This is a genomic window from Aminobacter sp. P4_H6_2 (assembly GCF_056400805.1).
Genome location: NZ_JBFUKO010000674.1, coordinates 1 through 2,787 on the forward strand (window position 1 = coordinate 1; position 2,787 = coordinate 2,787).

Annotated in this window: 2 protein-coding genes; both read left to right on the top strand. The window is 57.7% G+C overall.

Annotated features, from left to right (window positions below):
* Window positions 1-847, top strand: an 847-nt coding sequence (locus AC1DUU_RS28435) for a hypothetical protein (RefSeq protein WP_476786683.1), incomplete at its 5' end; no start/stop codon positions are given.
* A 134-nt stretch (window positions 848-981) separates the two neighbouring features.
* Entirely contained in the window at window positions 982-2,589 is a 1,608-nt protein-coding gene (locus AC1DUU_RS28440) for a bifunctional aspartate transaminase/aspartate 4-decarboxylase (RefSeq protein ID WP_476786684.1), read from the top strand.
* The last annotated feature ends 198 nt before the right edge of the window (window positions 2,590-2,787 follow it).

Below are 2,787 nucleotides of genomic sequence, written 5' to 3' on the forward strand. Positions count from 1 at the left end.
GTGGACCCCTTACTCCACCAACTCCGTGAACCAGCTCAATCGTGGCGATTTCGATTGGGATACCAATCTGCTGCGCAAGGCGGAATTTTACCTGGAGTCCAAAGAGCTCGGTAAATTGTGGCTCGGCCAGGGCAGCATGGCGTCAGACTCGTCGGCTGAAGTCGACCTCTCCGGAACGACCGTTGTCGGATATGCGCTGGTTTCCGACATGGCTGGGGGACCTTTCTTTAGACAGTCCGATGGCACGCTCACTTCTGTGCACGTCAAGGATGCGTTCACCGATTTCGACGGGGTTGGCCGCAAGCTGCGCGTTCGCTACGACACGCCGAAATTCCTTGGCGGTTTCAGTCTGGCGACTTCGGTAGGACAGCAGGTGGTCCCCACGGATACCGACGTCACAGTGTGGGACATTGCCGCGCGATACGACAACACCATTGAAGACTACAAAGTCTCGAGCGCCATCGCCTTCTCCAGGCCCGGCGACGACCAAAATCTGTTCGATGGGTCGGTTTCGATTCTGCATGAACCGACGGGGTTGAGCTTGACGGTCGCCGCCGCCTATTCGGATGAGCAAAAGGTCGATGGGAAGTATGGCTACGTCAAGCTTGGCTATCAAACCGACATCTTCGAAGTCGGCAAGACCGCGTTCTCCGTCGATGCCTATTTTGGCAATGACATCGCAGCCGCTGACAGCAGCAGCACATCCTTTGGTGCCCAATTCGTCCAGAATCTGGATTATTATCAGACAGAACTCTATCTCGGCGCGCGCTCATATTCATACGATGAGGCGGCCGTAGATATCGACACCAGCTACGCCTTTCTCGCGGGAGCAAGGATGAAGTTTTAATGCCGGCGTGGACAAGCCGCCCGCGCAGGTAGCATGACGATCGTGAAGGAGGTCGCGGGGGGCTCACCCTCGTTGTTACGGAAATGAAGCAGAGCAGGCAATAATGCCCTGCTCGGTATTCTGGGAGTGATGTCATGGAAACGATTGACTACCGGGAATACGAAAAGATGAGCCCGTTCGAGATCAAGGACGGGCTCATAAAGCTAGCCAAGCTAAGCGCGCAGAAATCCGCCCATGCCCTGCTCAACGCTGGACGCGGCAATCCCAACTGGGTTGCGACCGCGCCGCGCGAGGGGTTCTTTCTGTTCGGCCAGTWTGCGCTGACCGAATGCCGCCGCACGATGGATGATCCGAAGGCGGGGCTCGCCGGCATGCCGCAGATGCGCGGGATTGCCGACCGCCTGGAGGCTTGGCTGGACAAGCACGCCGATATGCCGGGCGCTGACTTCTTGTCGAACATGGTTCGCCATGGCGTGAAGGCCCTGGGCTTCGATGCAGACGCCTTCGTTTTCGAGCTCACCGACTCGATCATCGGCGACAACTACCCTGTGCCGGACCGGATGCTCGTTCACGCCGAGCAGGTCGCTCATCGCTACCTCATGTGGGCGATGGCTGGCGATAAGCCGCCGTCCGGCAAGTTCGACCTCTACGCGGTGGAAGGCGGCACTGCCGCCATGTGCTACATCTTCAAGTCGCTGATGGCGAACCGCATTCTCAAGAAGGGCGACACCATTGCGATCGGCACGCCGATCTTCACGCCTTATATCGAGATCGCCGAGMTCGAAGATTACGCATTCAAGGCGGTGCATATCAGAGCGACGCAAGAGCATCGCTTCCAGTATTCGGACGAGGAAATCAAGAAGCTCGAAGACCCAAAGATCAAGGCTTTCTTTGTGGTCAATCCGGGCAATCCGACTTCGATGGCGATCGACGCGGCAACCATGAAGAAGCTGGTCGATTTCGTGAAAACGAAGCGCCCGGACCTCATCCTGCTCACCGATGACGTGTATGGCACCTTTGTAAACGGCTTCCGCTCGCTGATGGCGGAGCTGCCGCACAACACCATCGGCGTCTATTCCTACTCGAAGTATTTCGGTTGCACCGGCTGGCGCCTCGGCGTCATCGCACTGCACGAAAAGAACATTCTCGACGATATCATCGCCAAGCTTCCMGCCAAGGAGCTGGAGGCGCTCGACAAGCGCTACATCGCAATCACGCTCGAGCCACGCAAGCTCAAGATGATCGACAGGCTGGTGGCCGACAGTCGCGACGTGGCGCTCAATCACACCGCCGGGCTGTCGCTGCCACAGCAGGTGATGATGACCATGTTCTCCATGAGCGAGCTGATGGACACGGAGAAGGTGTACCAGAAGGCTTGCATGGAAATCTGCAATCGTCGCGTCGACAGCCTGCTCGAAGGGCTGCCGCTTGATGTTCAGCCCAATCCAAGCTTTGCGGGATACTACGGCACCCTCGATTTCGAGTTCTGGCTGCGCAAATACCAGGGCGAAGAGATGGTCCAATGGCTGAAAGAGAACGTGCATCCGCTCGACCTTGTCTATCGATTGGCCGAAGACCATTCGATCGTGCTGCTCAATGGAGGCGGATTCGACGCGCCCAACTGGAGCGTGCGCGTCTCGTTCGCGAACCTGCAGGATGACGTCTATGACGACATCGGTCGCGCCGTCCGCGCGGTCGCACGCGGCTACGTCGACAGGTTCAACGCATCGAAGAAAAAGTAGTAGCCTTATATCCCGGAGAGCTCAGCAGCGCCTTCAACGCTAACGGCTCGCCGGCGCGAAGCGCGGTTTGCTACCTCATGCAGGAGGTGCAAACCGCTACCTTCGAGCTAGAATGCATTAATTTGACGCCGTGCCCCTGGCCACGATCGCAATAGGTCTTTGTTTTGAGGGCCGACTGGTGGTCACGGAGTGTAATAT